This is a genomic window from Dongia sp. agr-C8 (genome assembly GCF_054658695.1).
Map to the genome: position 1 here is coordinate 639,024 of NZ_BAAGHZ010000004.1, position 22,647 is coordinate 661,670.

General features: G+C 66.3%; 26 protein-coding genes. 8 read left to right on the forward strand and 18 right to left on the reverse strand.

From position 1 onward, the window contains the following. Entirely contained in the window at positions 1–1,278 is a 1,278-nt protein-coding gene (locus ACYQ4T_RS23270) for a cystathionine gamma-synthase family protein (RefSeq protein WP_459858986.1), read from the reverse strand. Positions 1,279–1,440: 162 nt separating this feature from the next. On the opposite strand from ACYQ4T_RS23270, the gene ACYQ4T_RS23275 reads away from it, so the two are divergent. Then, positions 1,441–1,782 carry a hypothetical protein gene (locus ACYQ4T_RS23275; protein ID WP_459858987.1) on the forward strand — a complete coding sequence of 114 codons (342 nt, stop codon included), beginning with the start codon at positions 1,441–1,443 and terminating at the stop codon, positions 1,780–1,782. Between the two features lie 148 nt (positions 1,783–1,930). Next, positions 1,931–3,238: an NAD(P)/FAD-dependent oxidoreductase gene (locus tag ACYQ4T_RS23280; protein WP_459858988.1), complete on the forward strand. Its 1,308-nt coding sequence runs from the start codon at positions 1,931–1,933 to the stop codon at positions 3,236–3,238. Here the strand turns inward: ACYQ4T_RS23280 and ACYQ4T_RS23285 are convergent. The 7 genes from ACYQ4T_RS23285 to ACYQ4T_RS23315 all read right to left on the reverse strand — a co-directional run bounded on the left by ACYQ4T_RS23285 (position 3,235) and on the right by ACYQ4T_RS23315 (position 8,214). Further along, positions 3,235–3,504, reverse strand: a complete 270-nt coding sequence (locus tag ACYQ4T_RS23285; RefSeq protein ID WP_459858989.1) for a DUF2277 domain-containing protein — start codon at positions 3,502–3,504, stop codon at positions 3,235–3,237. The genes ACYQ4T_RS23280 and ACYQ4T_RS23285 overlap by 4 nt on opposite strands. Before the next feature lie 113 nt (positions 3,505–3,617). Then, complete coding sequence (locus ACYQ4T_RS23290; RefSeq protein WP_459858990.1) at positions 3,618–5,633, reverse strand: amidase; 2,016 nt, start codon at positions 5,631–5,633, stop codon at positions 3,618–3,620. A 100-nt stretch (positions 5,634–5,733) separates the two neighbouring features. Further along, complete coding sequence (locus tag ACYQ4T_RS23295) at positions 5,734–6,987, reverse strand: Hsp70 family protein (RefSeq protein WP_459858991.1); 1,254 nt, start codon at positions 6,985–6,987, stop codon at positions 5,734–5,736. Positions 6,988–7,088: 101 nt separating this feature from the next. Continuing rightward, on the reverse strand, positions 7,089–7,496 hold the full coding sequence (locus ACYQ4T_RS23300) for a DOPA 4,5-dioxygenase family protein (RefSeq protein WP_459858992.1): 408 nt from the start codon (positions 7,494–7,496) through the stop codon (positions 7,089–7,091). An 81-nt stretch (positions 7,497–7,577) separates the two neighbouring features. Next, on the reverse strand, positions 7,578–7,760 hold the full coding sequence (locus tag ACYQ4T_RS23305; RefSeq protein ID WP_459858993.1) for a hypothetical protein: 183 nt from the start codon (positions 7,758–7,760) through the stop codon (positions 7,578–7,580). Beyond that, a complete protein-coding gene (locus ACYQ4T_RS23310; RefSeq protein ID WP_459858994.1) occupies positions 7,744–7,977 on the reverse strand; it encodes a hypothetical protein in 234 nt (77 codons plus the stop codon). Before ACYQ4T_RS23310 ends, ACYQ4T_RS23305 begins: the two co-directional genes overlap by 17 nt. A 45-nt stretch (positions 7,978–8,022) precedes the next feature. Beyond that, complete coding sequence (locus ACYQ4T_RS23315; RefSeq protein WP_459858995.1) at positions 8,023–8,214, reverse strand: hypothetical protein; 192 nt, start codon at positions 8,212–8,214, stop codon at positions 8,023–8,025. Between the two features lie 310 nt (positions 8,215–8,524). On the opposite strand from ACYQ4T_RS23315, the gene pyrB reads away from it, so the two are divergent. Then, on the forward strand, positions 8,525–9,496 hold the full coding sequence (gene pyrB / locus ACYQ4T_RS23320; RefSeq protein WP_459858996.1) for an aspartate carbamoyltransferase: 972 nt from the start codon (positions 8,525–8,527) through the stop codon (positions 9,494–9,496). Positions 9,497–9,501: 5 nt separating this feature from the next. Here the strand turns inward: pyrB and cax are convergent, their stop codons facing one another. From cax to ACYQ4T_RS23345, 5 genes are all read right to left on the reverse strand, one after another. Continuing rightward, entirely contained in the window at positions 9,502–10,566 is a 1,065-nt protein-coding gene (gene cax / locus ACYQ4T_RS23325; protein ID WP_459858997.1) for a calcium/proton exchanger, read from the reverse strand. Further along, on the reverse strand, positions 10,563–12,284 hold the full coding sequence (locus ACYQ4T_RS23330; protein WP_459858998.1) for a SulP family inorganic anion transporter: 1,722 nt from the start codon (positions 12,282–12,284) through the stop codon (positions 10,563–10,565). The genes cax and ACYQ4T_RS23330 overlap by 4 nt, the downstream gene beginning before the upstream one ends. Positions 12,285–12,427: 143 nt before the next feature. Next, complete coding sequence (locus tag ACYQ4T_RS23335) at positions 12,428–13,522, reverse strand: TRAP transporter substrate-binding protein (protein ID WP_459858999.1); 1,095 nt, start codon at positions 13,520–13,522, stop codon at positions 12,428–12,430. 32 nt (positions 13,523–13,554) lie between these two features. After that, positions 13,555–14,892, reverse strand: a complete 1,338-nt coding sequence (locus ACYQ4T_RS23340; protein ID WP_459859000.1) for a TRAP transporter large permease — start codon at positions 14,890–14,892, stop codon at positions 13,555–13,557. Continuing rightward, a complete protein-coding gene (locus ACYQ4T_RS23345; protein ID WP_459859001.1) occupies positions 14,889–15,416 on the reverse strand; it encodes a TRAP transporter small permease subunit in 528 nt (175 codons plus the stop codon). Before ACYQ4T_RS23345 ends, ACYQ4T_RS23340 begins: the two co-directional genes overlap by 4 nt. A 357-nt stretch (positions 15,417–15,773) precedes the next feature. On the opposite strand from ACYQ4T_RS23345, the gene ACYQ4T_RS23350 reads away from it, so the two are divergent. Next, positions 15,774–16,673: a DMT family transporter gene (locus tag ACYQ4T_RS23350; protein ID WP_459859002.1), complete on the forward strand. Its 900-nt coding sequence runs from the start codon at positions 15,774–15,776 to the stop codon at positions 16,671–16,673. A 112-nt stretch (positions 16,674–16,785) separates the two neighbouring features. Here the strand turns inward: ACYQ4T_RS23350 and ACYQ4T_RS23355 are convergent, their stop codons facing one another. Beyond that, positions 16,786–17,040, reverse strand: coding sequence for a DUF1127 domain-containing protein (locus ACYQ4T_RS23355; RefSeq protein WP_459859003.1), 255 nt, complete (start codon positions 17,038–17,040; stop codon positions 16,786–16,788). 159 nt (positions 17,041–17,199) lie between these two features. On the opposite strand from ACYQ4T_RS23355, the gene ACYQ4T_RS23360 reads away from it, so the two are divergent. Then, positions 17,200–18,126, forward strand: coding sequence for a LysR substrate-binding domain-containing protein (locus tag ACYQ4T_RS23360; protein WP_459859004.1), 927 nt, complete (start codon positions 17,200–17,202; stop codon positions 18,124–18,126). A 10-nt stretch (positions 18,127–18,136) separates the two neighbouring features. On the opposite strand, the gene ACYQ4T_RS23365 is transcribed toward ACYQ4T_RS23360, so the two are convergent. Together ACYQ4T_RS23365 and ACYQ4T_RS23370 are read right to left on the reverse strand one after the other, a co-directional pair. Next, positions 18,137–18,625, reverse strand: a complete 489-nt coding sequence (locus ACYQ4T_RS23365; protein WP_459859005.1) for a PAS domain-containing protein — start codon at positions 18,623–18,625, stop codon at positions 18,137–18,139. A 112-nt stretch (positions 18,626–18,737) separates the two neighbouring features. Then, the gene (locus tag ACYQ4T_RS23370; RefSeq protein WP_459859006.1) at positions 18,738–19,325 is read right to left on the reverse strand and encodes a HupE/UreJ family protein; all 588 of its coding nucleotides are present in this window, start codon (positions 19,323–19,325) and stop codon (positions 18,738–18,740) included. Between the two features lie 189 nt (positions 19,326–19,514). Between ACYQ4T_RS23370 and ACYQ4T_RS23375 the strand changes: the two genes are divergently transcribed. The 3 genes from ACYQ4T_RS23375 to ACYQ4T_RS23385 are packed head-to-tail and all read left to right on the forward strand — an operon-like array spanning position 19,515 to position 20,693. After that, entirely contained in the window at positions 19,515–19,808 is a 294-nt protein-coding gene (locus ACYQ4T_RS23375) for a hypothetical protein (RefSeq protein ID WP_459859007.1), read from the forward strand. A gap of 10 nt (positions 19,809–19,818) precedes the next feature. Further along, complete coding sequence (locus ACYQ4T_RS23380; protein WP_459859008.1) at positions 19,819–20,226, forward strand: OsmC family protein; 408 nt, start codon at positions 19,819–19,821, stop codon at positions 20,224–20,226. Further along, complete coding sequence (locus tag ACYQ4T_RS23385) at positions 20,223–20,693, forward strand: TspO/MBR family protein (RefSeq protein ID WP_459859009.1); 471 nt, start codon at positions 20,223–20,225, stop codon at positions 20,691–20,693. The genes ACYQ4T_RS23380 and ACYQ4T_RS23385 overlap by 4 nt, the downstream gene beginning before the upstream one ends. A gap of 14 nt (positions 20,694–20,707) precedes the next feature. On the opposite strand, the gene ACYQ4T_RS23390 is transcribed toward ACYQ4T_RS23385, so the two are convergent. After that, positions 20,708–22,168 (reverse strand): methyl-accepting chemotaxis protein, encoded by a 1,461-nt coding sequence (locus ACYQ4T_RS23390; protein WP_459859010.1) that lies wholly within the window; start codon positions 22,166–22,168, stop codon positions 20,708–20,710. Positions 22,169–22,337: 169 nt separating this feature from the next. After that, the gene (locus ACYQ4T_RS23395) at positions 22,338–22,637 is read right to left on the reverse strand and encodes a hypothetical protein (protein WP_459859011.1); all 300 of its coding nucleotides are present in this window, start codon (positions 22,635–22,637) and stop codon (positions 22,338–22,340) included. Positions 22,638–22,647 lie beyond the last annotated feature (10 nt).

The window sequence follows — 22,647 nt, forward strand, 5'->3', positions numbered from 1 at the left end:
TCACACCTTCTCCATGGCTTCGGCCAGGTCGGCGATCAGGTCGTCGGCATTCTCCAGCCCGACCGAGACCCGCACCAACCCATCGGTGACGCCGACGCTGTCGCGGATCGCCTTCGCCACGCCGGAATGCGTGGTCGAGGCCGGGTGCGAGATCAGGGATTCCGTGCCGCCCAAGCTGACGGCCAGCGTGAAGAGATGCAGGTCGTTGAGGAAGCGGAAGGCGCCCGCCTCGCCGGCCTCCTTGAAGGTGAAGGCGAAGGTCGAGCCACCGGCCTTGCAGGTCTTCTTGTAGACCGCCTGGTAGTTGCCGCGCTCGATCAGCTCCGGGTGATGCACCTCGGCCACCTTGGGATGGTCCTTCAGCCAGCGCGCGATCTTCGAGGCGCTGGTGCTGGCGCGCTCCATGCGCAGGTGCAAGGTCTCCAGCGAGCGGCCGAGCATCCAGCTCGAATGCGGATCGAGCTGCATGCCGAAGGCGCTGCGGATCTTCTTGATCGCCGTCAGGTCCTTGTTGCGGCCGATCACGCCGCCGGCGACCAGATCGCTGTGGCCGCCGACATACTTGGTCAGCGAATAGACCACGATGTCGGCGCCGTGCTGCAGCGGCGCCTGGAAGATCGGGCCCAGCATGGTGTTGTCAACGACGATCAGCGGCCGCGTGCCCTGGCGCTTGGCGATCTCGTCGGCGGCCTTCACCATCAGCTCGAAATCCACCAGGCCGCAGGTCGGGTTGGCGGGCGTCTCGATGTAGATGATCGGCACGTTCGAGCCGGCGGTCTTGGCCACTGCCGCCTCGACCGCGCCGGCGCTCAGGCCGTCGGTGAAGCCGACCGCCTTCAGGCCGAAGGGCGCGAGCGTGCCGACGAACAAGGTCTCGGTGCCGCCGTAGAGCGGCTGGCTGTGCAGGATGGTGTCGCCGGGCCGGGCGAAGGCCAGGATCGACGCCGTGATCGCCGCCATGCCGCTGGCGAACATCAGCGCGCCCTCGCCGCCTTCCAGCACCGCGAGCCGCTCCTCGACGATCTGCAGGTTCGGGTGGTTGAAGCGCGAATAAACGAGGCCCGCGTCCTGCGCGTTGGGCGGCGTCTTGCGGCCGGAGACATAGTCGAAGAACTCCTTGCCGTCCTCGGCGGAGCGGAAGGCGAAGGTGGAGGTGAGAAAGACGGGCGGCTTCACCGACCCTTCCGAGAGGAAGGGATCATAGCCGTAGCTGGTCATCAGCGTTTCGGGATTGAGCTTGCGGTTGCCGATCGAACGCTGGCGATAGCTGGATTTCATGGCGCGACTCCTTTGAAGAAGGACGGCGTTGCCGCCATCATGCCGCGCCGGGCGCCGGAAAGAGAAGTGACATTGCGCACCCGGCGCGCTGCGGCATCTTGCGGCGGCTTTCGCGCGGCTGTCGTCCCTTGTATCATGGCCAAGGAACCGGGAGGGCTCGCGATGACAGCCTTGCTGCGCTCTGCGTTGATCGTCCTGCCGTTCTGCGCCGCCGCCGCGACGGCGTCGCTGGCTTTCGCGCATGGCGATGCATCCTGGATCATGCGGGACCCGAAGACACGGAACTGCTGCGGCCCGCATGACTGCCGTTTGATGGCCCCCGGCGAGGTGGTCGCGGAGGGCCGCGGCTGGACCGTGGTCGCGACCGGCGAGCATGTCGAAGGCATCACCACGCGGCTGCGCGACAGCATCGACGGCAATTTCTGGATCTGCCGCAACGAAGGCCCGGGCGGCCCCGGCACCGGCGAGCTCCGCTGCCTGCTGGTGCCGCGCTCGGGGGCGTGAGCGCCGCCGCCATCGATTCCATAGCCAGGCGGCATTGGCTGCGCGCGTCCCACTTTGGTTTAAGTCCATTCTGGCGGCGCAGGTTCGTCTTGCGCCATGGAGCAATGTGCTAGAGCCTTCAGGTGGGGCTTGGGATTCGGAGTTCATCTTGAAGACTCAGATCGTGGTGGTCGGCGGCGGGGCCGGCGGGCTGGAGCTGGTGCGGCGGCTGGGGGCGAAGCTCGGCCGCGAGGATTTCGACGTCATCCTGCTGGAGCGCAACCGGACCCATATCTGGAAGCCGCTGCTGCATGAAGTGGCGGCGGGCTCGCTCGACGCCAATCTCGACGAGGTCGGCTATCGCAGCCATGGGCATCGCTGGGGCTATCGCTACTTCTACGGCAGCCTGGAAGGTATCGACCGCGCCGCACGTCAGGTGATCGTGGCGCCGGTCCCGGACGAGGACGGCACCGAGCTGATCGGCCGGCACCGGATCCGCTACGACTACCTGGTGATCGCGATCGGCGCGGTCTCCAACGACTTCGGCACCAAGGGCGCCAAGCAGTTCTGCCTGTTCCTCGACGACCGCGACCAGGCCGACCGCTTCCGGCAAAGGCTGCTGAACCATTGCCTGCGGGTCTCGCGGGCCTTGAGCGAGAACCCGAAGGTGGACGCCAAGGTCGAGATCGCCATCGTCGGCGCCGGCGCCACCGGCGTCGAGCTGGCGGCCGAGCTCTACAACGCCGCCGCCGGCCTCCGGCATTACGGGCTCGAGGTCTTCGACGAGAGCCGGCTGAAGGTGACCTTGATCGAGGCCGGGCCGCGCATCCTCCCGGCTTTGCCCGAGAAGCTCGCCCAGGCGGCGCATGAGGAGTTGGAGACGCTCGGCGTGCGGGTGCTGACCGGCACCGCGATCGTCGAGGTGACCCAGGAGGCGATGCGGACCAAGGGCGGCGAGACCATCCCGGCCGACCTCAAGGTCTGGGCCGCGGGCGTGCGGGCGCCGGAAATCCTGAAGGAAATCGACGGGCTCGAAACCACGCGCGGCAACCAGCTGGTGGTGCGGCCGACCTTGCAGACGACCCGCGACGACCGGGTCTTCGCGATCGGCGACTGCTGCTTCTTCGTGCCGGAAGGCGAAGAGCGGCCGGTCCCGCCCCGCGCCCAGGCGGCGCATCAGATGGCGATCACCGCCTATCGCAACATCCTGGCCCTGATCCGCAACCGACCGCTCGAGGCCTTCGTCTATCGCGACAAGGGTTCGCTGGTATCCTTAAGCCGCTATTCGACCGTCGGCAGCCTGATGGGCAACCTGATCGGCGGCCGCATGGCGATCGAAGGGCGGCTGGCGCGGATGGTCTATCTCTCGCTCTATCGGCTGCACCTGATCGGCATCCACGGCTGGCTGAAAGGCATGACCCTGATCGTCATCGGCCATGTGAACCGCGTGGTGCGGCCGCGGTTAAAGCTGCACTAAGCCGTGAAGCGCAGCCGCGTGCGCTCACGCGCCTTCTGCGCCTCGACGTCGCGGTCGCGGGCGGGTGCGGTGGTGTGCAGCGAGGTCAAGAGCCGTCGCGCCGCGTCGCCGACCTCGATCACCGCGCGGTCGAAGGCCTCGGCATTGGCCTGCGAGGGCTTGTTGAAGCCCGAGAGCTTGCGCACGAATTGCAGCGCCGAGGCCTGGATCTCCGCCTCGGTCGCCGGCGGCTCGAAGTTGAACAAGGTCTTGATATTGCGGCACATGATGGAACCTCCTCAGCCAAGAGGGCGCCCGCGTTCCGGCGCCCTGCCCTTCCCCAATGCGTCGAACGAGCGGGCCTGAAATCGACAGGGCGGGGCAAGCATTTTCATCGGCTCTATCCGACGCCGTCCACGACCGCGTAGTCCGCGAAGGGCAGCGACCCACCGCCGTCGGCGATCATCAGAACGAGATGGCCGTAGGGCGCGCGCCATTCGCTGTGGCGGGGGCGGTTCGCCTGGGCGGGCAAGCTGCAACTTGCCGTGAAGCGGATGCCGTCGCGGGCGACCTCCAGCGGCACGCCATTGACGAAGATCCGGACCCGCGGCGCCGGGGTTTCGCCCTCGACGCGGATCTCGACCAGGCCGTCCGGCCGATCGACCGCGGTCGCACCGAGGCTGCATCCGGTGGATGCGGCCGGTGCTGGGGACTGGCGTACCGGAAAGATGTCGCTCGAGAGCGGCGGCGTTCTGGGCGGCGCCAGGCGCCAGGCGCCGGATTGCTCGAAGGCGTAGGCGTAGCGGAGCAGCTTGGTGTCTTCATAGGGCTTGGCGGCGAAGGTGAGGCCGATGGGCATGCCGATATCGGCGAGGATGCCCATCGGCACGGTCACCGTCGGGATGCCGAGATGGCGGATGACCAGGTTGCCGTTGGCGACCCAGGTGCCGTTGCGCCACGCGATGCGCTGCGAGACGAGATTGGTGTCGGCATCGGCGGGCGCGACATCGGCCAGGGTCGGAAAGACCAGGGCGTCGAGGCGCATCTCCTCGAGCCAGGCGTCGTGGCGTTCCCGGCGGAAGCGTTCCAGCCCGCGGATGCCTTCCGCGAGATCCGGGATCTGCTCCAGCGGGGTGATGCCCTGCTCCCGGGCGAGGCGCGTGTATTCGCTGAGATCGATCGCGATGTTGCGCTCGTGCATCGGGTCCGGTACGGCACCGGTCGGGTGCGGGAAGATCTTCTTGCCTTCGACGTCGGCCAGCGCATTGAGCACGGGGTCGGCATTGGCTTTCAGAAAATCATCCCAGGCGAACATGCTGAGCGTCCAGAGCTCGGCATGCGGATATCCTTTCGGGACCACGCCGGTCCGGACCAGGGCCTCGCCGCCGACACCGTCGCGCTCGTATTCGGTGAGCGCCGGGAAATCGACCTCGACGACTTCCGCGCCGAGCCGTTCCAGGGCGGCGCGCGCCGCACGCCACTGGGCGATGACGCTTTCCCGCGTCTCGATCGGTTCCCATGAATCCGGATTAGTATCCTCGTTGATGAAGACCTTCGGCACGCCGAGGCGGCAGCCACGCAAGGCCGTGGGATCGGCGAGGTCGCGGTAACGCGTCGGGCGATGCTCGGTCGCCGCGGGGATCTCCAGCACCTTCTGCATCCGCCAGAAATCGCCGCGCGGCTCCGGATCGTCGGCGACGATGACGTCCAGAATCTCGAACAGATCTGCCATGCTGCGCGCATGGGGCACGACGACGTCCATCGTCGGCACCAGGGGCCAGTTGCCGCGCATCGAGATCACGCCGCGCGACGGCGTATAGGCCGCAAGCCCGTTGCAGGAGGCCGGCGCCCGGCCCGAGGACCAGGTCTCCTCGCCGAGACCGAAGGCGGCGAAGCTGGCCGCGGTCGCGGTACCCGAGCCGTTCGACGAGCCTGAATAGAAGGCGGAGGTCAGGAAGTCGGCGTTATACGGGCTTTCGGCGCGGCCATAAACGCCGCGCTCCATCCCGCCATTGGCCATCGGCGGCATGTTGGTGAGGCCGATCAGCACGGCGCCCGCGGCGCGCAGCCGAGCGATGGTGAAGGCGTCATCGGTCGCGACCAGATGCGCGAAGGCCGGCGAACCGGAAGCCACGGTCAGGCCACGCGCCTTGTAGCTGTCCTTCGCGGTGTAGGGGATTCCGTCCAGCGGCCCGAGCGCCTGTCCCGCAGCGCGGCGCCGGTCCGACGCCAGGGCTTCTTCAAACATCGCGCTGTTCAGCACCGGAACCGCGTTGAGCCGGATGCCGGACCGATCGTAGAAAGCGATGCGATTGAGATAGGCGGCGACCAGCTCCACGCTGGTGATGATGCCCTGGTCCAATGCGCGGCCGAGCGCGGCGATATCCGCTTCGACGATGTTGAACGCTGACGACATCCGTTTCCCCAGTCCCCGCTGCCTGCGCATCGATGGCGCGCCACCGCATGGTATCGGCGGGGCCGCGTTGCGTCGACAGGAGGAATGGCACGGGTTCGCGTTACCCGAACCGGCGGTGGGCGTCGAGCGCCAGGCCGGTGCCGACGCTGCCGAACATATCGCCCGGCACTGCCTTGGCATTGGGCAGATGCGCCAGGATGCGGTTGCGCACGGCCGGAATACCGGTCGAGCCGCCGGTCAGGAAGACCGATTGAATCCGCTCCGGCTGCACGGCGGCGGCCTGGGTGCAGCGCGTGATGGTCTCGATCAGCCGGTTGGTGTCGTCGCGCACCGCGCGCTCCATGTCGCCGCGCGCGAGATCGACGGCGACCGGCGGATCGAGCGGCAGCGCGAAGGATGCGGTTTCGGCATCGGAGAGCGCGATCTTGGCCGCCTCGACCTCGCCGGCGATGCGATGGCCGTTGCGGTGCGCGAGCACATCGATCAGGCGCCGGAGCAGTTCCGGCCGGTCGGCGCTGAGCACGATGCTGCGCAGATAATGCAGGTTCTCCGAGGTGTAGAGGAAGGGGATCTTGTGCCAGGTCGCGAGGTCGTGGAACAGGTAATGCGGCATCGGCAGCCGCTTCTCGCCGAGCCGCACCCCGGTGCCGAGATGTGGCATCACCTTGTCGATGCTCAGGCGGCGGTCGAAATCCGTGCCGCCGATATGGATGCCGCTGCGCCCCAGGATGTCGCCGGTCCGATCGGCCTGTTTCGCGCGTTCGGGCGAGAGCCGCGCCACGACGAAGTCCGAGGTGCCGCCGCCGAGATCGACGATCAGCGAGAGCTCCTCCCGGTTGAGGCTCTGCTCGTAAGCGAGGGCGGCCGCGATCGGCTCGAGCTGGGTTTCGACATGGCGGAAGCCTTCCGCCTTGGCGGCGGCGATCAGCGCGGCCTCGGCGCGGCGGTCGGCTTCCTCGTCGTCATCGACGAAATGCACCGGTCGGCCGAGCACCACGCTGTCCAAGGCCGCGCCGTGATGCGCCTCGGCGGTGCGTTTCAGATGCCGGAGAAACATGCCGATGATCGCGCGCATCGCGACGCGTTTGCGCTGGATCAGCGTGGTCTCCTCGATGAGGCTGCTGCCGAGCACGCTCTTCAAGGCGCGCAGCAGCCGACCTTCCACGCCCTCGACATAGTGCCGGATCGCGTCGCGGCCGAAGCGAACCGAATGGTCCTCGGCATCATAGAAGACGGCGCTCGGCAGGGTGACCGAACGGCCCTCCAGCGGGCAGAGGAAAGCACGCCCTTCGGCATGGAGCGCCAGGGTCGAATTGGACGTGCCAAAATCCAGTCCGCAATACCCTGTCGCCATCGCCGGTCCGTCGCTGGGAGATCGGGAAAGGGGGCGGACAATATGGACACGTGGTCCGGGACGCAAGTCCCCGGGCCCCGGGGCGGCGCCGGCGGAGTCGACTATGGCGTCAGCGTGGGATCGGTGTTGAGTTCGATCGCCGGCTCCGGCGAATCGTCGTGTTCCGGGAGTGGTGTGGCATCAAGTTCGAGAATCTCGCCGAGCCACAGCGCATGCAGGAGATGGTCGTCCCTGGGCCGGCCGGTGTTGGGGTGGATCAGCACGGCGAGACCGCGGCGATTGATCATCAGCCAGGGCACAAGGAGCGGAAACACGGCGGGCGCGAATGACACCTGGTACATCGGGCGCATGTGCGGGCCGACGAGGCGGTGGTGCCAGCGGCCGAGGCGCACCGAGAAGCGCGCCCCGATCTCCTCGCGCAGGGTCTCGGCCAGCCGGCATTGCTCCGGCCCATCGAAATAGATGTGTGCGTGGTAGCTTCGAATTGCGTCGAGTGGCAGCACGGTCATGAGCGATGGTAACCGGCCCGACCCACGGCCGTCGACAGGTCGTCAACTGCCCGATGAAGCCGCCGCGGGTGATGACGACGATCAGGGCAGCCGGTCGTTGGTCATCTGCTGGTATTGCATCTTCTTGATGTAGTGCTTCTCGGCCCAGGTCAGATTGGGATCATTTGGGTCCGGCGGCGTGGTCGGATACTGATTGCCGGCACAGCCGGCGAGCCAAAGGCCGAACCCGAGCGGCAAGACGAACAGGCTAGCGCGCAGACGCATTGTCATGCCCCTCGCCCCATTTCCGGTACTTCTCCTTGCGCCGAAAATACTCCGCCTGCCAGCTGCCCGGCGCCGGCGGTTGTTGCGGCGCGCAGGCGGCGAGCAAGAGGCCTGCGGCCAGCGCCGCCAGGCCGATCACCCTTCGGCGCGGGAGCTTTGTCGAAAGCAGCGTCTCCATGTCAATTTCAATCATAGACCCCTGCGCGGTCGTCGTCATGGGGTACGCAAGGCCTAGACCTTTGGATGCATCCGCACCGAGGCTCTAGTTGAACGGCGTATCGGCACCCGGCGACGGGCTGAGATCGATGATCGCCTGGAGGATGCGGAGCCAGGCGGCGCGGCTCTCGGCATCGCCGACTTCGAGCGCACGCCGTGCCGCCCATTGTTTCGCGGCATCGGCGCCACGCCGATCGATCAGGAACTTCGCCGAGCGCGCTGTTTCGACTTCATCCATCGCATGAAGTTAGGACTGCCTCCCGCACTTCGCCAGACGAGAAAGTTATCCACGCAATCCCCAGCATGCGAGTCCTAGTTAAGCACGTTTCAGCAGGCAATACGCAAGATTCCCAGGTCACTTGATCCGACGTCGCGGCCGATACTCCGGACAGCGCGGCGCCCGGCTGCAACCGAGCCCGATCGCCGAGGCCGAATCCCAAAACCGAATCTGGAGAGGTCGCATCATGACTGCTCAACCAACCCGCCGGGCGTCTCATCGGACATCCCCTCGCGTCACGCCGGCCTTCACACCATTCACGGCGCGTGACGTGAACTGGGCGCCGCCGCTGCAGCCCAGCCATCCGCTGGAAGACTTCCGCAACGCCGACATCCTCAGCATGCGCGGCATGCGGCGGCATGCGATCGAAGCGCTGATCGACAGCGCCGCGGCGATCAAGGCGCAGTTCCAGGACGTGGTCGCGGCCCGGCCGCTCGCCGGCAAGATCCTCGGCAGCTTGTTCTTCTCGACCAGCACGCGCACGCGCCTCTCCTTCGAAGCGGCGATGATCCGGATGGGCGGTGGCGTGGTTGGTTTTAGCACCAAGGAAGCGTCGCGCCTGGGCGCGCTGCAGCCGGAAAGCCTCGAGGACACCGCCACCTGCATCTCCGCCTATTGCGACATCGCGGTGATGCGCCATCCGGAGGTCGGCACGCCGAAGCTGTTCGCCGAGCATTGCAGCGTGCCGGTGATCAATGGCGGCGACGGCATCGGCGCCGGATCCGAACACCCGACACAGACCCTGATCGATCTCTTCACCATGCAGGAGCGGCTGGGGCGGATCGACGGGCTGAAGATCCTGATGATCGGCGGCCTGCATCTGCGCGCCGCGCATTCCCTGCTCCACGCGCTCTGCGCCTTCGACAAGGTGAAGGTCTACCTGCTCTCGGATGCGCCCGGCCGGCTGCCGGATGCCGAGCAGCATGCGATCGACGCCGCCGGGCTCGACTGGGAATGCGTCTCGGACGTGGCGGATGTCGCCGCGGAGGTCGACGTCATCTATCACAACGCGATGGGCGAGCACGCCTATTACATCGTCAAGCCCCAGTTCCTGGTCGATCACGCCAGCGTCGCCCGGGCCAAGCCGGAGCTGATCGTCATGCACCCCCTGGACCGGCGCTGCGAGATTCCGCCGAGCTTCGACAGCAGCCCGCATTCGGTCTATTTCCAGCAGGCGGCCAACGGCGTCCCGCTGCGCATGGCGCTGATGAACGCGATGATCGGCGATCCACTGGCGCTCTGACGGCGTCAGGGCGTCGCGGACGGCGCGATCGGGAGGAAGAAGAAGGCGAGCCCGAGCACCAGGTAGACGGCGAGCAGCTGGACGCCCTTCAGCCAGTCGGAGCGGCCGTCGCCGGCGACCTGGCCGGTGATCAGCACCGAAAGGAGAACGATCAGGACCAGGCCCACCGGAAAGGCAAGGTCCATCGGCGTCGGCCCGAGAAACAGGCTGGTCAGCACCAGGAAGGGCGCCACGAACAGGGCCACCTGGATGCTGGAACCGATCGCGATTGAAAGCGAGAGGTCCATGCGGTTCTTCAGCGCGGCGCTGATCGCGGTCGCGTGCTCGGCGGCATTGCCGACGATCGCCACCACGAAGACGCCGACGAAGACCGCGCTCAGGCCGAACTCATGGGCGGTGGGCTCAATCGCGCCGACCATGATCTCGCTGATCCAGGCGATCGCCGCGGTGGCCAGCGCGAGCTCGAGCGCGGCCCGCGGCACCGAGGCGGGCGCCTGGCCCGCTTCCGCCTCATGCGAGCCGGCGAACAGCGCCGAATGCGTGACCAGGCTGAAGCCGAGGAAGCAGGCATAGACCAGCAGTAGTACAACGGAGATCGAGACGCTGAGATAGCCGAGGGTCGTCGCCGTAGTCCCGGACGCGGCCTCGAAGGCGGCCGGCAGGATCAAGGCGATGGCGGCGAGGGTCAGCAGGGTCGCCTGGGAGCGCGCGCCGACCGGGTTGTAGCTCTGCTCGCGGTGGCGCAGCCCGCCGGCCAGCATGGCGGCGCCGAGCACCAGCAGGATGTTGCCGACGATCGAGCCCGCAATCGACGCCTTGACCACGTCGTAGAGCCCGGCGCGCAGGGCCGCGAGCGCGATGATGAGCTCGGCTGCGTTGCCGAAGGTGGCGTTCAGCAGTCCGCCGACGCCCTCGCCCATCCGCTCCGCAAGCGCCTCGGTGGCATGGCCCATCCGGGCCGCCAATGGCAGGATCGCGAGGCAGGCGGTGACGAAGATCAAGAGATACCGTTCGGGTGCGAGATGCTCGAGCGCGATCGCGACGGGCACCAGGAGCAGCAGCCAATTCATCGGTCCTCCCAATCCACCCATTCAACGTCATGGGCCTTGAGGTATGCATTGACGGCGGCGCCGAGCGTGGGGAAGAACGCCGCCTCGCCGAGCTGCGCGTAGAGGCCGAAACGCCGGAGCTTGTCCTTCACCGGGTCCTTCAACTCGGCGAAACGCAGCGCGATGCCGGATTCCTTCAGCGACTTCACCAGTTCCTCGAGACTGTCATTGGCGGTTACGTCGACGCTGGTAACCGGTTCCGCGGCGATGACGAACCAGCGGGTCGGCGTCGGCGCGCGCTCGATCACCTCGAGGACGCGTTCCCGGAACAGCTCGGCATTGGCGAAGAACAGCGGCGCGTCCCAGCGGAAGAGAACGAGGCCGGGAATGCGCCGGGCATCGGGATAGCGCGTGATGTCGTGATAGCCCTTGATGCCTTCGGCCCGGCCCAGGATCGCCGAATGCGGCCGCCAGCCGTCCCACAGGAACTCGATGACGGCGAGCACGACCGCAATACCGATGCCGGGAATGGCGCCGAACACCGCGACCCCGGCGAAGCAGACAATCGACAGCCAGAATTCCCAGCGCTGGATGCGATAGATCCGGATGAGATCGCCGAACTCGAACAGGCCGATCGCGGAGGCGATGACCACGGCCGCCAGGGCCGCCGACGGCAGGTTCTGCAGCAGGTTCGGCGCGAATACGAGCAGCAGGGCTACCGCGACCGCGCCGACGACGCCGGTCAGCTGGGTGCGCGCCCCGGCCGCCTCCGCCACCGGCGTGCGGGACGAACTGCTGCTGATCGGAAAGCCCTGGAAGAATCCGGCGGCGAAGTTGGCGACACCCAGGCCGACCATCTCCTGGTTGGGATCGACCGGAGTCTTGAGCCTTGCCGCATAGGTGCGGGAGAGCACGCTGGTGTCAGCGAAAGAAACCATGGCAACTGCCGCGCCGCCGAGCAGGACCGGAACGATGTCGGCGGCGGTGAGCCAAGGGATGGCGAAGCCCGGCAATCCCTGCGGCAAGGGGCCGAGGATCGAGATGCCGGCCGTGTTGCCGAGGTCGAGCATGCCGGCGATCACGGTCGCGGCGATGACCGCGAGCAGGATGCCGGGGATGCGCTGAAACCGCTTCAGCGCCAGGATCACGACCAGCGTTCCGCCTCCGAGTGCAAAGGCCGTCCAGTTCACCGCGCCGCCCGAGATGCCCTGGACGATCGACCCGATGTCGCGCAGCGGCCCCTCGTTCTCGATCTTGAAGCCGAGCAGCTTCGGCACCTGGCTGATCAGCACGGTGAAGGCGATGCCGTTCATATAGCCGTAGCGGATCGGCTTCGACAGCAGCTCGGTGATGAAGCCTAGCTTCGCCACGCCGGCGATGATGCAGATCACGCCGGAGACGATCGCCATGCCGCCGGCCAGAGCCACCGCGCGCATCGGATCGCCCTGCGAGAGCGGCAGGACGACACCGAGGATCAGGGCCGCCAGCGACGAATCCGGGCCGAGGACCAGGATGCGGCTCGGGCCGAACAGCGCATAGGCCAGCAGCGGCACGATCGTCGCGTAGAGGCCGTAGATCCCGGGAACGCCCGAGGCCGTCGCATAGGCGATCCCGACCGGCACCAGCATGGTGGTCAGGACCAGACCCGCGATCAGGTCATGAGTCAACCAGGCGGCCTGGTAGTGGCGCAGGGTCACGAGCCCCGGCACCCAACGCATCCAGCCGGTTTGTTTCGCCATCTTCCGGAGTCCCGCCTATCCCGAAGCGAGTAGGCGGCAGCCGCCAGAGCCGGTCAAGTTGGGCCAAGGTGCACGATGTCGCAGCCGAAATGGAAACGGCCATGCCCGGGCGGGCATGGCCGTCGAATGCGCGGCGGCTCCAATCAGCGATACGGGTAGCCGGCCTTCTCCATGTTGGCGGCATATTTCTTGAAGATCTCGACCACCTTGCCGGCGCGCGGGCTGGAGGCGGCCACTTCGTCCCAGAAGCCCTCGGAGTCCTTCAGGACCTGGGCCCATTCCTCGGCCGGAAGCTGGGTCAGCTCCATCTTCTCGCCTTCGACCCGCAGCTTCGCCTCGCCGCCCCAATACCAGAGGTCACGGTAGTAGTGCGACTGGTCGATGGTGACCCGGAACAGCTGTTGCAGATGCGGTGGCACCTTGTTCCAGCTCGGCGTGTTGGCGAAGTAGCTGCCGAACCAGGCGCCGGTCACCGAGTTCGCGAGCGCGTATTTGCAGACATCGGCCCAGCCCACTTCATAGGCCTCGGTGAAGCCGCACCAGGCGACGCCGTCGAGCTCGCCGGTCTGCATCGCGACCTCGACGTTGTCCCAGGGAATGGTCACCGGCACCAGGCCGTACTTGGACAGGAACTTGCCTGCAGTCGGCACGCCGAAGACGCGCAGGCCGTTCATGTCGGCCAGGCTCTTGATCGGCTTGTTGACGGTGAAGATGTGGAGCGGATCCCAGGCGCCGGTCGAGAGCCAGGTGACGTTCTCCACGTCCTTGTAGGCATCGGCCCAGATCTCGTTCAGGCCGTAGTAATGGAACAGAGCCGGCACATCGAGGCTGTAGCGCGTTGCGAACGGGAAATAGCCGCCGAAGACCGCGATATCGACCGGCGAGGCCATGGTCGCCTCGTCGGACTGCACGGCGTCGACCGTGCCGGACTGGAGCGCGCGGAACAGGTCCGCGGTCGGCACCAGCTGGTCGGCGTAGAAGAGCTCGATCTCCATCTCGCCGTTGGCGGCCTTGTTGAAAGCGTCGATCTGCGGCTTGATGACATGGGCGCCCAGCGGCGCGCCGGAATAGGTCTGCAGGCGCCACTTGATCGGCCCGGTCTGGGCGATGACGCGCGGCGCGCCGAGGGTCGCGCCGGCCGCGATGGCCGCGCCGCCGAGACCCGCCTTGCGCAAGACGTTGCGGCGGGTCGCGAGGATCTTCTCCGACGGGCTCTGCTTCTTGGTCTCTTCAGTCATAAGAACCTCCTGTTGGTTGCTTTGAACGCCACTCATCCCTTGACCGACATATGCTCCGGCAGCCAGAGCGCGACCTGAGGGAAAAACATCACCAGCGCGATGGTGATGGCCATGATGATCGCGAAGGGCCAGATCGACCGGTAGATGTCGACCAGCGTGATCTCCTTCGGTGCCAGCGAGCGCATCAGGAACAGGTTGTAGCCGAATGGCGGCGTGATGTAGGCGATCTGGCAGGTGATCGTGTAGAGCACGCCGAACCAGATCAGCTGGTTGTCGAAGCCGAGGTCGAGCACCTTCACCAGCGGGATGTAGAGCGGCGCCACGATCACCAGCATCGCGGTGTCGTCGAGGAACATGCCCATGAAGATGAAGCTCAGCATCATCAGCACGATGACGCCCCAGGGTCCGAGGTGGAGCTGATCGAGGAAGAAATGCTCCAGCGCCTTGACCGCGCCGAGGCCGTCGAACACCGTGCCGAAGGCCAGCGCCGCCAGGATCAGCCACATGAACATGCAGGAGACGTTCAGGGTCTTCAGCGAGGTGTCGCGGATCAGCTTCCAGGTGAAGCGCCGCTTGGCGACGGCGGCCAGGGTCGCGCAGGTGGCGCCGACCGCCGAGCTCTCCACCAGGCTGGTGAAGCCGAACACGAACAGCCCGGTCATGAAGAAGAAGATGGCGAAAGGGATGATGCCGGCACGGGCCAGGGCCAGCTTCTCGCGCAGCGGCATCCGGAGCTCCTCCTCCGGCACCGTCGGCGCCAGCTTCGGATTCATCCGGGCCCGGATCATCACGTAGAGGATGAACAGGGCCGCCATGATGAGGCCCGGGACCAGGCCGGCGAACCAGAGTTTCGACACCGGCTGGCGGGCGATCATGCCGTAGAGCACCATCACCACCGAGGGCGGGATCAGGATACCGAGCGACGATCCGCCCTGGACCACGCCGGAGATCAGGATCTTGTCGTAGCCGCGCCGCAGCATCTCGGGCAGCGCGATGGTGGCACCGATCGCCATGCCGGCGACCGAAAGCCCGTTCATCGCCGAGATGATCACCATCAGGAACAGGGTGCCGATGGCGAGCCCGCCGCCCACCCGGCCGAACCAGACGTGCAGCATGCGGTAGAGGTCTTCCGCGATGCCGGACTCGGCCAGGATGTAGCCCATGTAGATGAACATGGGCAGCGTCAGCATGGCGTACCAGTTGAACAGCTTGAAGACCTGGTTGAACGAGAGTTCGATCGCGCCCGGGCCATAGAGCAGCAGCGCCGCGGTCATGGCGACGAAGCCGATCGCGGCGAAGACCCGCTGGCCGGTCGCCAGCAGGACCAGCATCGCGCCGAACATGGTGAGGGCGATCGCCTCGTAGCTCATGCCTGCTTCTCCCCGCCCCAATTCTCTCCGCGGAGCGTGGCGATGTGCTTGAACACCAGGGCGACGGCCTGCATCAGCATCAGGACCAGGCAGGCCACCAGCAGCGCCTTGATCGGGATCACCGAGGGATTCCAGATCGAGAAGCGTTTCTCGTTGGTCGCGATCGCGTATTGCAGGCTGGAGATGCCGCCGATCAGCGTCACCACCAGGTAGAAGATGAGGCAGACCGCGGTCGCGAGATTGACCTTCGCCTTGCCGCGATCGGAGAGCGACGAGTAGATCAGGTCCATGCGGACGTGCGAATCGTTCTTCAGCGTGAACGCCCCGCCCATGAAGTAATAGGCGGCCAGCGTGAACTGCGTCAGCTCGACCGCCCAATGCACCGGCATATGGACGACGTTGCGGGTGAAGGCGTCGAACATCAGCGTCGCGCCCATCACGAAGACCAGCGCGGCCGCGAGATAGCCGACATAGTCCGAGATCCGGTCGGTGAATCTCACGTAGCTCCGGACGAATCCCGGCATCCCCACTCCCCGTCTCAGCCACCCTGTCCCGGGACTGGCAGGCCCCCCAGCCCGCGCAATCCCGTGCAGCCGACTCGCCGTGGCGGAGTTTCACCGCTTCTTGGAGCCGGAATTACCCGTCGATCTAGCACGCGGATAGGTTCCTGACATCAGTTTCCTTTCAAAACTCAGATTCCTGACAAAAACGGGTTGTGCTCCTTACCGAAACCGGGACAGACTGCTTGAATCGGGCATTGGGTCGGCCTGCAGGGCGCGCGGCAATATTCAGTCGGCGCAATGACAAGGCCACTTCAATTCGCTAGCGTTCGAGCATTGCGTAACCCCACGACGGAGCCGCGGGACCCCGCCGGCAATTTCATGTCCATTTCGACATCCAACGCCCGCGGCATCGCCGGGATGCTGTTTGCGACCGCGTCCTACGTGGTCTGCGACACCTTCATGAAGCTGGTGACCCTGGCCGGGGTGCCGCCCTTCGAGGTGCTGTTCGTGCGCGGCATCTTCGCCGTCGCGTGGTGCGCGGGACTGGTGCTGATTCTCGGCCAGTGGCGCGGCGTCCTGCGCGGCTTCTCGCCCGCGTCGCTGGCGCGCGCGGCGTTCGAAACCGCGGGCGTCATGTTCTATATCGTCGCGCTCTCCATGATGCCGATCGCGGACGTGGTCGCGATCGAGCAGATCGCGCCGCTGATCTTCATCCTGATCATCGCCACGATCGGCCGCGAACGCATTGGATTGATCCGGCTCGGGCTGATCGCCGCCGGCTTCGTCGGCGCGCTCCTGGTCGCCCAGCCCGACGCCAGCGGGTTCTCGACCGCGGCCTTGCTGGCCTTTGCCAGCGCCCTCTTCCTGGCCCTGCGCGACGTCGCGGGGCGCAAAGTGTCCTCGGATATCCCGGCTTTGGTCGCGACCCTCGCCACCAACATCGTGGTGCTGGCCGCCTCCGGCATCGGCATGGTCCTCACCGAGACGGTGGTGCTGCCGAGCGCGGAGAACACCCTCTTCCTGGCCGCCTCCGGCTTCTTCGTGACCTTAGGGCATTTCGGCGTGTTCATGGCCTACCGGCTCGGCGCGCCGGCGGTGATCGCGCCGTTCTTCTACAGCTTCGCGGTCTGGGCCATGCTTTCGGGCCTGGTCGTTTTCGCCGAATGGCCCAACTCGCTCGCCCTGCTCGGAATTGGGACAATCGTCGCCAGCGGGCTCGGCATCATCCTGGTCGACCGGCGCAAGCCGCGCCCGATCGAGCCCATCCTGCCCGAATGAAGAAAGCCCCATGAAAAAAGCGCCGGGGGACGACCCGGCGCTGAAAAGACTTGGACTGGTTGCTGCAATCAAACCGCCGGCCGCCCCGCAGGGGCGGCCGGAGGGTGAAGGATCAGGCCGCTTCCTGGGTCAGGATCACCGGGCCGCTGGCGCTGGTGTGGAAGGGGACCGCGCGGACTTCGCGCAGGATCGATCGGATGGTGGCCATCACGCCCGAGAACGCCTGGTCGGCGACGGCGTAACCGGCCGGCAGCCCCGGATCGGCAGCGAGACGCAGGGTCCCGTCCTCGCCGCGCACCAGGCCGATATCCATCAGCTGGCGGTCGTCGTGGTCGGCCAATTCGCGCACCAGGGCCCGGTTGTTCATGATCGTCACTCCTTCTAAACAGTCGGCGGGGTCGTCTCGTTCGCCCTCGCTCCATAACTTGCATATTTAGCTGGTTCTCGGGGATTTTCGACTGAGTTCGGGTGTGATTTCTGTTAAGCTGGGCTAAACAGGAGACTTAACCTTCCGCTAAGGTCAATAATGGCGACGACTCCGCACACCCGCATGCCCGCGCTGGCCGCCCTGCGCGCCTTCGAGGCCGCGGCCCGACTGGGCTCGGTGCGGCGCGCGGCCGAGGAGTTGCGTGTGACGCCCGCCGCTGTCACCCAGCAGATCCGCGCGCTGGAGGCCGACCTCGGCCTGCCGCTGGTGCAGAAGCGCGGCAATGCGCTGGAACTGACCGAGGCCGGGCTGCGCGGCAAGGATCCGCTGATCAGCGCCTTCCGCCAGATGCAGCAGGCGGTGGAACGGATGCGCCAGCGTAAGGCGCCACGGCGGCTGCGCCTGAGCGTCGAGCCGGCCTTCGCCGTCAACTGGCTGATCAGCCGCCTGCCCCACTATCGCGAGCTGCCCAACGCGCTCGACGTGCTGCTTGACCCGACCAAGACAGTGGTCGATCTCGCCGCCAACGAGGCCGATCTCGCGATCCGTTTCGGCCGCGGCCATTACCCGGGCCTGGAATCGATTGATCTCTTCGAGGACGAGATCCTGCCGGTCTGCGCGCCCACTTATCTGAAACGCCACCCGATCGCCAAGCCGAAGGACCTGGTGCAGTTGCGACTCCTGCGCCTTGACTGGTCGAGCCGGGAAGGCCTTTGGCCGGACTGGCCGGCCTGGTTCGAGGCGGCGGGCGTCTCCGACCTCGGCTCGGAGGCCGACCGCCAGCGCGACATGACCTTCCCAGACAGCAACCTGCTGTTGCGCGCCGCGGTCGACGGCCAGGGTGTCGCGCTCGGCCAGACCTCTCTGGTGCAGGACTATCTCGACAGCAAGCAGCTGGTGGCGCCGATCTCCAAGCGGCTGAAAACCGGATTTCGCTATCACCTGGTCTATCCGCTCGGCGCCGACCAGCGCCCGGAGATCGCGCTATTCCGCGACTGGATCGTCGGCGAAGCACACGGCAAGTGATTCCGTTACGTTACGCTGCGCTCTTCCGCAGGAAATCCACGAATACCATCATCATATCGATTTCGCCCTCTTCCGCACCGAGCGGAAGCTGCGCGGATTCGATGAACTTGAATTCCTTGAAAGGGCCGAGATAGGCCGGACGGTAGAACCTGGGCATGCGGTGTTCCAGCACCCAAAGGTGATGCTGCCAGATCGGGTTGGGGGCGCGCTGCATCGGGATCTCCGACATCCGCTTGCCGGTCCACTCCGCGTTCATGTTCTCGCGCACGCGGGTGCCGATGTAGCGGTAGCGGAAGTCGAGCGGATCGCGCTCGACATCGACCAGCACCATGTTGCGCGAAAGCTTCGGTTGCTCCAGCAGAGGATCGAAATCGGAGCGCGCGGGAAACGCCCGATCGCCCTTCTTGCGCAGCCAGTATTCATAGCCCGCACGCGTGACCGGCGACCGCAGATCGTTGGCTTCGATGGCCGCCAATGCGGGATCGTCGAGGACCGACACAACTGCCTCCCAGTATGCCGCGCCAGACTAAGCCATCCGGCGGGGCAGCGGGAGTCGGGCAAGAGTCGAAAGGCGGAACGGCACTTGCCCGCCGCACTCCACCCGGTGTGTGTCAGATGATGCCGGTCAGAATTCCGACCCCGGCGACCGCCATGGCGTCGCCACCGAACCGGATCATGCGCGGCGAATAGGCCCAGCCGAACCGGGCGATGCCGATCCCGAGGCCGAGACCGACGCCGTGCAGCAACGCGGTCGCCAGCACGAAGCCCAAGCCGTATTCGAGCCCGGAGGCACCGTGCGGCATCTCGGCGCCATGGGCATGGCCGTGGAAGACCGCGAAGATCCCGACCAGCGCCATCGCCGCCGCGACCGGCCACTTCCATTGCAGCGCGACGGCGAGGCCGAGGATCATGACCGAGGCCGCAATGCCGGCCTCGACGAAGGGCAGTCCGATCCCGGCGATCCCTAGCGCCCCCCCGACCGCCATGACCGAAACGAAGGAGAGCGGCACGGCCCAGAGCGCGCGGCCACCGAGATTGGCGGCGAACATGCCGACCGCAACCATGGCGAGGACGTGATCGACGCCGGTGACCGGATGGACAAAGCCGTGCACGAAGCCGGCGGTCGAGCCGGCGCCGACATGCGCCCAGGCAGCGGTCGGAAGAAGAGCGGCGACGCTCGCCCATGCAGCGCATAGCATTGTGCGGCTTCGAGACATAGAAGACTCCCTGTTGCAATTCCGCGTGCTTTTCTAAAATGTTCCACACGGGTTGGAACCGGTCAACGATTCCGGATGCAGTGCACAACGAAGGTCGTTGTGCGGAGCGCGATGACCGACGATCTGCCCAGCAATGCGGCACCCATCGCCGCTGTTTTGAGCAGGAGCCCGATGGCACAGCGCAAACGGTCGAACCTGGTGGCGCATCTGCTGCGCGGCAATTCAATCGCGACGCCGCCTGCGGCCGTGCTGAACCCGTGGATCGGTCATAACGGCGGCCCGCTGCCGGACGATCTCGATCCGAACGGTTCCTGGCGGCTCTATTGCTGGACCAAGGCGCATAACGAAGCCTGGAAGACACCGCCGAAGGAGATCGCCTTGCGGCGGCTGGCGCGCGCGGAAGAACTCGGCATGAGCTATCGCGACTACACCGCGGTGATCCTGGATACCGGAAAGTTTCTCTAGAGGACGCCCCATGGTCCAGATGGCCGTCGAATTGCGCAACATCGCCGGGACCGAGGCGGCGCTCGGCTGGGCAGGCGCCCATACCCTGGTCGTGGACCGGCCTGAAGGCAAGGCCGGCGGCCGAGGCCTCGGTTTCAACGGCGGGCAGCTGCTGGCCCTGGCGATCGGCGGCTGCTTCTGCAACGATCTCCGCTATGTCGCGCATGCGCGCGGCGTCGCGCTTGGCGAAATCTCGGTCAAGGTGACGCTCGATCTCAACGGCGAGCCGCTGCTGACCACCGGCGCGACGATATACGTGGCCTGCGACCTGCCGGATGGTGGCGACGTCAACGCGCTGATCGCCGAGGCCGAGCGGATCAGCACCGTCGCCAACTCGCTCAAGGTCGGCGTGCCGGTGCGCGTGGCGGCCATAGCATGAAGCGCGACCTCGGTTATGCGGTGATCGCGGCGGTCAGCATCGCGGCCGTTCTCATCCTGGGACAGATTGCGACCTTCCCGCATCTGGAGCCCTGGTATGCCGGACTGGCGAAGCCGTCGTTCAATCCACCGAACTGGCTGTTCGGACCCACCTGGACCGCACTCTATCTGCTGATGGGTTTCGCGCTCTGGCGCGTGCTGCGGTCGGCCGCCCCGCTGAAGCGCGTGGCGGTGTTGTTGTTTTACGGGCAGCTGCTGCTGAACGCGGCCTGGTCCTGGATGTTCTTTGCCGCTGAGAATCCCGGCGCCGGCCTGGCAAACATCATACCGCAGTGGTTCATGGTGGTGGCGACGGCCGCCGCGTTCTGGCGCGTGGATCGGATCGCCGGCCTCTGCCTGATCCCGCTGGTCGCCTGGGTGGGGTTCGCGACCGCCCTCAACTTCGAACTCTGGCGGCTGAACGGCTGAGAGCGCTGCCGTCCCTAGCTTTGCCGGAAGCCCATGCGGAAGGCGCCCCAGCGGCGGCCCTTGACGTGGATCGGGGCCGAGAGGTCCTTCATCAGCACGAACTTGCCGCCGCCCATGTCGCGGCGATAGGTCTGCAGCAGGAAGGGCTTGGTGTTGGCTGAGGTCTTCTGCACCGCGCGGTCCTTGAAGATGCGGCGGTTGCGGCAGTTGGCCGTGTTCCAGACGGGGTCCGCGCCTTGCGGCTTGCTGTATTGCGGGTTGTGGGTCGGCAGATAGCCGGCGCTGGTCCAGGCGACGCAGAAGGCGATGCGCGGGTCGAGCGCGAGCAGCGGATCCTGGATCGCCGGCAGCACCCGGTCGGTGAAGGCGGTGTATTTGGTGAGATACTGCTTCGGGTTGGAGTTCGGGACCTCGCGGTAGTTCTCGTCGAACAGGTCATCGAGCGTAATCTCGCCGCTGTCGATCGCTTGGTTGAACACCGCTTCGACCTTCTGTGCGGCTTCGAGCACGGCGCGGATCAGCGGCGTGTCCGGCGTTTCGACGCCGCTCTCGGCGATATACTCGATCAGGGTCTCGCTGAGTTTCAGAAGGCCTTCGACGCGTTCCTCCGCCTGCTTCAGGTTGACCGAAGAGGCCTCGACACCCTTGGTAAGGTCGTCCAGCGCCAGGATCACCGTATCGCAATGCTGCAGATTGTCCGCGGCGGTGGAGGCGATCGAGTTCACTTCCCGGTCTGCCGCCTCGAAGCCGTCATGCACGCGCTCGATCACGCCCTGGATCTGGTTGGTGCTCTGCCCAACCTGCTTGGCGCGCGAGGTGGCGGCGCTGCTCTCGGTGATGACATTGCCGATCTGCGAGGTCAGGTCATGCACCGTCTCGTTGATCTGACGCGTCGCCTGCCGGGTCTGCTCGGCGAGACTCTTCACCTCGCTCGCGACCACGCTGAAGCCGCGGCCCATGGCGCCGGCGCGCGCGGCCTCGATGGTCGCGTTCAGGGCCAGCAGGTTGGTTTGCTTGGCGATGGTTTCGATCGTGCCGGAGAAGCCGGCGACCTGCTCCAGGACGGTATTGACGGTGTTGAGGCGCTCGGCGATCCGGCCGACCGCGGAGATCAGTTCGGAGATGTCGGCGACCGCGCCGTTGACCGCGGTGCGGGATTCCGCGACCTCGGCGCCGGCGATCGAGGCCGCCGACTGCGCGGCCTTGGCGGCCCGGTCGATCTCGTGGTTGGTCGCCACCATCGCCTTGGCGGTTTCGTCCAGGGCCCTGAACTTCTGTGCCTGGTCGGCGACCCGGCCGGCGACGTCCTCGACGTTGCCGGCGATATCCGCCATCTCGACGCCGAGCGTGCCGATCCGGTCGGCCATCTCGGTGATCAGCCGGTCCTTGTCGATTTCCTTGGTCGCCGCGGGCGGCGTCTCCGATGACGGGTGCTTTTCCGAAGACGGTCGGGGGCTGGACCGCGTGCCTGTCATCGGTGCATCGCCCGGTATGGCGGGGCTGCGGTCATGTTTCCTCCCAAAGAACGATGCTGGCGCCGTTTGCATGGCGGCATCTTCGTTGGGAAAGTTTACCAATCTCTTTTCATGAGCCGTCAATTCGACCAAAGATCTATATGGTCCGAAATGACAGGAAAATCAGGGGTTAGCGGCGTGGGCCCATGTGAAACTCGAAGGTGCCGACCGCAATTTCCGGCGAATTGTGCCATTGCAGATCGTGCACCTTGGATTCGGGGGTCAATTGCCGCGCGCTGTCGATGCGGTTGATCCAGGCATCGATATTGAGCCGCGGGGTCGCATATTTCGCATCCAGCACGGCCAGCAGGTCGGCGAGCTGCTGATATCGGTGCGACTTGTCCTCCGACAGGAACCGGCCCTTCAGCGAGGCGGGCTTGCCGGCGGCGATGTCGGCCAGGGCTTTCGCCGCAGAATCATCACGCTCCAAGCGTCAGTCC

Coding starts and splice junctions, on each gene's coding strand:
- ACYQ4T_RS23270 (WP_459858986.1), bottom strand. CDS start 1,278: ATGAAATCCAGCTATCGCCAGCGTTCGATCGGCAACCGCAAGCTCAAT.
- ACYQ4T_RS23275 (WP_459858987.1), top strand. CDS start 1,441: ATGACAGCCTTGCTGCGCTCTGCGTTGATCGTCCTGCCGTTCTGCGCC.
- ACYQ4T_RS23285 (WP_459858989.1), bottom strand. CDS start 3,504: ATGTGCCGCAATATCAAGACCTTGTTCAACTTCGAGCCGCCGGCGACC.
- ACYQ4T_RS23290 (WP_459858990.1), bottom strand. CDS start 5,633: ATGTCGTCAGCGTTCAACATCGTCGAAGCGGATATCGCCGCGCTCGGC.
- ACYQ4T_RS23295 (WP_459858991.1), bottom strand. CDS start 6,987: ATGGCGACAGGGTATTGCGGACTGGATTTTGGCACGTCCAATTCGACC.
- ACYQ4T_RS23300 (WP_459858992.1), bottom strand. CDS start 7,496: ATGACCGTGCTGCCACTCGACGCAATTCGAAGCTACCACGCACACATC.
- ACYQ4T_RS23305 (WP_459858993.1), bottom strand. CDS start 7,760: ATGCGTCTGCGCGCTAGCCTGTTCGTCTTGCCGCTCGGGTTCGGCCTT.
- ACYQ4T_RS23310 (WP_459858994.1), bottom strand. CDS start 7,977: ATGACGACGACCGCGCAGGGGTCTATGATTGAAATTGACATGGAGACG.
- ACYQ4T_RS23315 (WP_459858995.1), bottom strand. CDS start 8,214: ATGGATGAAGTCGAAACAGCGCGCTCGGCGAAGTTCCTGATCGATCGG.
- cax (WP_459858997.1), bottom strand. CDS start 10,566: ATGAATTGGCTGCTGCTCCTGGTGCCCGTCGCGATCGCGCTCGAGCAT.
- ACYQ4T_RS23330 (WP_459858998.1), bottom strand. CDS start 12,284: ATGGCGAAACAAACCGGCTGGATGCGTTGGGTGCCGGGGCTCGTGACC.
- ACYQ4T_RS23335 (WP_459858999.1), bottom strand. CDS start 13,522: ATGACTGAAGAGACCAAGAAGCAGAGCCCGTCGGAGAAGATCCTCGCG.
- ACYQ4T_RS23340 (WP_459859000.1), bottom strand. CDS start 14,892: ATGAGCTACGAGGCGATCGCCCTCACCATGTTCGGCGCGATGCTGGTC.
- ACYQ4T_RS23345 (WP_459859001.1), bottom strand. CDS start 15,416: ATGCCGGGATTCGTCCGGAGCTACGTGAGATTCACCGACCGGATCTCG.
- ACYQ4T_RS23350 (WP_459859002.1), top strand. CDS start 15,774: ATGTCCATTTCGACATCCAACGCCCGCGGCATCGCCGGGATGCTGTTT.
- ACYQ4T_RS23355 (WP_459859003.1), bottom strand. CDS start 17,040: ATGAACAACCGGGCCCTGGTGCGCGAATTGGCCGACCACGACGACCGC.
- ACYQ4T_RS23360 (WP_459859004.1), top strand. CDS start 17,200: ATGGCGACGACTCCGCACACCCGCATGCCCGCGCTGGCCGCCCTGCGC.
- ACYQ4T_RS23370 (WP_459859006.1), bottom strand. CDS start 19,325: ATGCTATGCGCTGCATGGGCGAGCGTCGCCGCTCTTCTTCCGACCGCT.
- ACYQ4T_RS23375 (WP_459859007.1), top strand. CDS start 19,515: ATGGCACAGCGCAAACGGTCGAACCTGGTGGCGCATCTGCTGCGCGGC.
- ACYQ4T_RS23380 (WP_459859008.1), top strand. CDS start 19,819: ATGGTCCAGATGGCCGTCGAATTGCGCAACATCGCCGGGACCGAGGCG.
- ACYQ4T_RS23385 (WP_459859009.1), top strand. CDS start 20,223: ATGAAGCGCGACCTCGGTTATGCGGTGATCGCGGCGGTCAGCATCGCG.
- ACYQ4T_RS23390 (WP_459859010.1), bottom strand. CDS start 22,168: ATGACAGGCACGCGGTCCAGCCCCCGACCGTCTTCGGAAAAGCACCCG.